The organism is Sphingobium sp. (assembly GCF_041987595.1).
GTDB lineage: Bacteria > Pseudomonadota > Alphaproteobacteria > Sphingomonadales > Sphingomonadaceae > Sphingobium.
In genome coordinates, this window is the sequence record NZ_JBHIWJ010000184.1 from 1 (window position 1) to 3751 (window position 3751).

Annotated in this window: 4 protein-coding genes and 1 pseudogene; all 5 read left to right on the top strand. The window is 61.3% G+C overall.

Annotated elements, in window-relative coordinates; genetic code table 11:
• Window positions 1-396 (top strand): MarR family EPS-associated transcriptional regulator (locus tag ACFC3J_RS22455; protein ID WP_375198145.1); only part of this gene is annotated, 396 nt, incomplete at its 5' end.
• 252 nt (window positions 397-648) lie between these two features.
• A pseudogene (locus ACFC3J_RS22460) lies at window positions 649-1675 on the top strand (DegT/DnrJ/EryC1/StrS family aminotransferase).
• The gene (locus ACFC3J_RS22465) at window positions 1672-2331 is read left to right on the top strand and encodes an acetyltransferase (protein ID WP_197417973.1); all 660 of its coding nucleotides are present in this window, start codon (window positions 1672-1674) and stop codon (window positions 2329-2331) included. The pseudogene ACFC3J_RS22460 and the gene ACFC3J_RS22465 overlap by 4 nt, the downstream one beginning before the upstream one ends.
• Before the next feature lie 120 nt (window positions 2332-2451).
• Window positions 2452-3498 (top strand): dTDP-glucose 4,6-dehydratase, encoded by a 1047-nt coding sequence (rfbB, locus tag ACFC3J_RS22470; protein ID WP_273301985.1) that lies wholly within the window; start codon window positions 2452-2454, stop codon window positions 3496-3498.
• Window positions 3499-3601: 103 nt separating this feature from the next.
• On the top strand, window positions 3602-3751 hold a 150-nt coding region (locus ACFC3J_RS22475), incomplete at its 3' end, for a sugar phosphate nucleotidyltransferase (RefSeq protein WP_375198146.1).

A 3751-nucleotide genomic window follows, 5' to 3' on the forward strand; every position in this document is an offset into this window, starting at 1 on the left:
ACCCTTCGGGTCGCGCCGTGCGGTAGCTATATGCACACATCCGAATTTGTTTCCAGCCCCGCCAGTCAGCGCCGCGAAGATGCCAGGCTCCGCGTGCTGCGCCTGATCGCCACCAATCCGGAAATCACCCAGCGGGAGATGGCGGAGAAGCTGGGAATCAGCCTGGGCGCGGTCCATTACATGGTACGCGCGCTCGCAGAGCGCGGCCTCGTGAAATGGGACCGGTTTTCCCATGCCGAAAGCAAGCGCGGCTATGCCTATGTGCTCACCCCCAAGGGCCTTGCGGAAAAGGCGGCGATCACCGCCCGGTTCCTGGCGCGCAAGCGCCTGGAATATGCCGCGCTGCGCGCCGAGCTCGAGGAATTGGCGGCGGAGCTCGACAATGACCGCAGCTGAGCCCGGCGCGCACGCCTGACATCGGACATCCTGTTTACCCCAGCCCGACTCTCACCATCCTTTCGGAAGAAATCAGCGATCATGACCCTTCAGAAAACCATTCGGTCTGCTTCGGATCTCGCGCTCCATGGCGCGCCGCCAGCCTTTGCCGCGCCCATTCCCGTCGGCAAGCCCAATATCGGCGATCGCGCAGCCTTCATGGCCCTGGTCGACGGCATCTTCGATCGCGGCTGGCTGTCGAACAACGGGCCGATGGTCGAACAGTTCGAACAGCGGGTCGCGCAGGAACTCGGCGTGAAGCACTGCATCACGGTGTGCAACGGCACGATCGGGCTGGAAATCGCGATCCGGGCGCTGGGCCTGACCGGCGAGGTCATCGTCCCGTCCTATACCTTCATCGCCACCGCGCATGCGCTGTCCTGGCTGGGCCTGACCCCGGTCTTTGCCGAGGTCGATCCCGACACGCACAATCTGGACCCGGACGCGATCGCCCATCTGATCACGCCGCGCACCAGCGGTATCCTGGCGACCCATTTGTGGGGCCGCCCCTGCGATGTCGAACGCCTGCAGGCACATTGCCGACGAGCATGGGCTCAGCCTGATGTTCGATGCCGCCCATGCCTTTCTGTGCAGCCATGGCGGCCGGATGATCGGCGGCTTCGGCCGCGCCGAGGTGTTCAGCTTTCATGCCACCAAGTTCTTCAACTCGTTCGAGGGTGGCGCCATCACCACCAACGACGATGCCCTTGCCGAACGGATGCGGCTGATGCGCAATTTCGGCTTTGCCGCGCTCGACAATTCCGTGATGCACGGCACCAACGGCAAGATGTCGGAGATCTGCGCCGCCATGGGGCTGGTCAATCTCGACAATGTCGGCAAGGTGGTGGAAGCCAACCGCGCCAATTACCATGCCTATCGCGCCGCGTTTGACGGCATCGACGGTATCAGTGTGATCGACCCAAGCGAAGAGCCCTTCAATTACCAGTATATCGTGGCGGAGGTCGACAGCAGCTTCCCCTGCACGCGCGACACGATCGTCCAGGCGCTGCAGGCCGAGAACATCATGGCGCGGAAATATTTCTGGCCCAGCTGCCACCGCATGAAGGCCTATAGCGAAAGCGCGCCTTATGCAGGGCTATCGCTGCCCCGGTCCGAACTGGTGGCAGATCGCGTCATCGTCCTGCCGACGGGCACGGGCCTGCCGGTGGGCACGATCGATGTCATTCGCGATGTCTGCATGGCACTGGCAGCAACCGCACTGGCCCAAGTCGCAGAATGATGATTGAGCAGTCCGAGAAACCGCTGGTAGGGATTTTTGGCGCCGGTGGTTTCGGCCGGGAAGTCATGCCCTTCGCGTACCAGGCATGGCATCCCCGGTTTGAGCTGGTGTTTGTCGAGACCGTCCCCAGCAAGCCAGCCGTCAATGGCTGCAAGGTCATCTCTCTCGAAGACTATGCGGCCCATTCTGCTCCGGACAAATATTTCAACGTGGCAGTTGCCGACTCTCCATCTCGCGAGCGATTGGTGAGCGAGCTTGTGCACGCTGGCGGCAGCCCTTTATCCGTCATTTTCTCCAACACGACACTATACGAAATGAGCGAGATCGGAGAGGGCGCAATCATATGCTCGAATTCGATCGTGAGTACGAATGTCGTGATCGGCCACCATTTCCACTGCAATTTCGGATGCTATATCGCACATGACTGCCGCATCGCGGATTATGTTACATTCGCTCCAGCCGTTCAATGCCTGGGCAATGTGCACATCGAGCGCCATGCCTATATCGGCGCGGGGGCCATCATCAAGCAGGGCACGCGCGATCAACCGCGCCGAATCGGCGAAGGGGCTATTATAGGCATGGGGGCCGTGGTGACAAAGGATGTACCGCCGCACACAACCGTCGTTGGAAACCCCGCCAAACCCTTGAGCAAATAGCGAATCACCAATTCACGCGAGCAGGCAAACGGCCTGGCTGCGGCAACCCTGATCGCACCGCAGGCTTTCTCCTCCCGCCTCAATCGCCGCCTTTTCGTCAATCTTGTTGGATATCCCTGAATGAAAATCATAGTGACCGGAGGCGCGGGCTTTATCGGCTCGGCGCTGATCAAGCTGATCCTGGCAGAGACCAGCGATACCGTCATCAATGTCGACAAGCTGACCTATGCGGGCTGTCTCGAGACGCTCGAACCGGTCGCGGGCAACAACCGCTACATTTTCGAGAAGGCCGATATTGCCGATCGCGCCGCCATGGAGCGGATCTTCAGCGAGCACCAGCCCGATGCCATCATGCACCTGGCAGCCGAAAGCCATGTCGACCGGTCGATCCATGGCGCGGCCGATTTCGTCCAGACCAACCTTGTCGGCACCTTCGTCCTGCTCGAGGTAGCGCGCGCCTATTTCAACGCGCTGCCCGATGACCGCAAGCAGGGTTTCCGGTTCCACCATATCTCGACCGACGAGGTGTTCGGCGATCTGGAACCCGATGCGCATCCGTTCACCGAGGAAACGCCCTATCATCCGAGCTCGCCCTATTCGGCGACCAAGGCCGGATCCGATCATCTGGTCCGCGCATGGGGCCGCACCTATGGCCTGCCGATTGTCGTCACCAACTGCTCGAACAATTACGGGCCGTACCAGTTTCCGGAAAAGCTGATCCCCCGCATCATCCGCAACGCCCTGGAAGGCCGCCCGCTGCCGGTCTATGGGGACGGATCGCAGATCCGCGACTGGCTGTATGTCGAGGATCACGCGCGCGCGCTCCATCTCGTGCTGACCCGGGGCGAGCTAGGCTCGACCTACAATATCGGCGGCAAGAACGAGAAGAAGAACATCGAGGTGGTCCACCAGATCTGCGATCTTCTGAACGAGCTGCGCCCGGTGGCCGGTCATGACTATCGCTCGCTGATCACGTTCGTCACCGACCGGCCCGGCCACGACCGCCGATATGCCATCGACTGCAGCAAGATCGGCAGCGAGCTTGGCTGGGAGCCGCGCGAAACCTTCTCGACCGGCCTGCGCCAGACCGTGCAATGGTATCTGGACAACGATGACTGGGTGGCGATGATCTGCGCGCGCCAGGAAAAGCAGGACCAGTTTCTGTAAGCCATCCAGGCCGCACCCGCGCCGTCCCTGCGATCTCGCCCCCGGTCCCGCCTTGCGTCGGCACAACCGGGGCAGACCAACCCTTTCCCGTGTGGAGACACCCATGTCGAATCAATCAGGCACCAAAGGCATCATCCTGGCCGGAGGATCGGGTACGCGCCTGTATCCGCTGACCGAGAGCATCTCGAAGCAGCTCCTGCCGATCTATGACAAGCCGATGATCTATTATCCGCTGTCGGTGCTGATGCTCGCA

Coding starts and splice junctions, on each gene's coding strand:
- ACFC3J_RS22465 (WP_197417973.1), top strand. CDS start 1,672: ATGATGATTGAGCAGTCCGAGAAACCGCTGGTAGGGATTTTTGGCGCC.
- rfbB (WP_273301985.1), top strand. CDS start 2,452: ATGAAAATCATAGTGACCGGAGGCGCGGGCTTTATCGGCTCGGCGCTG.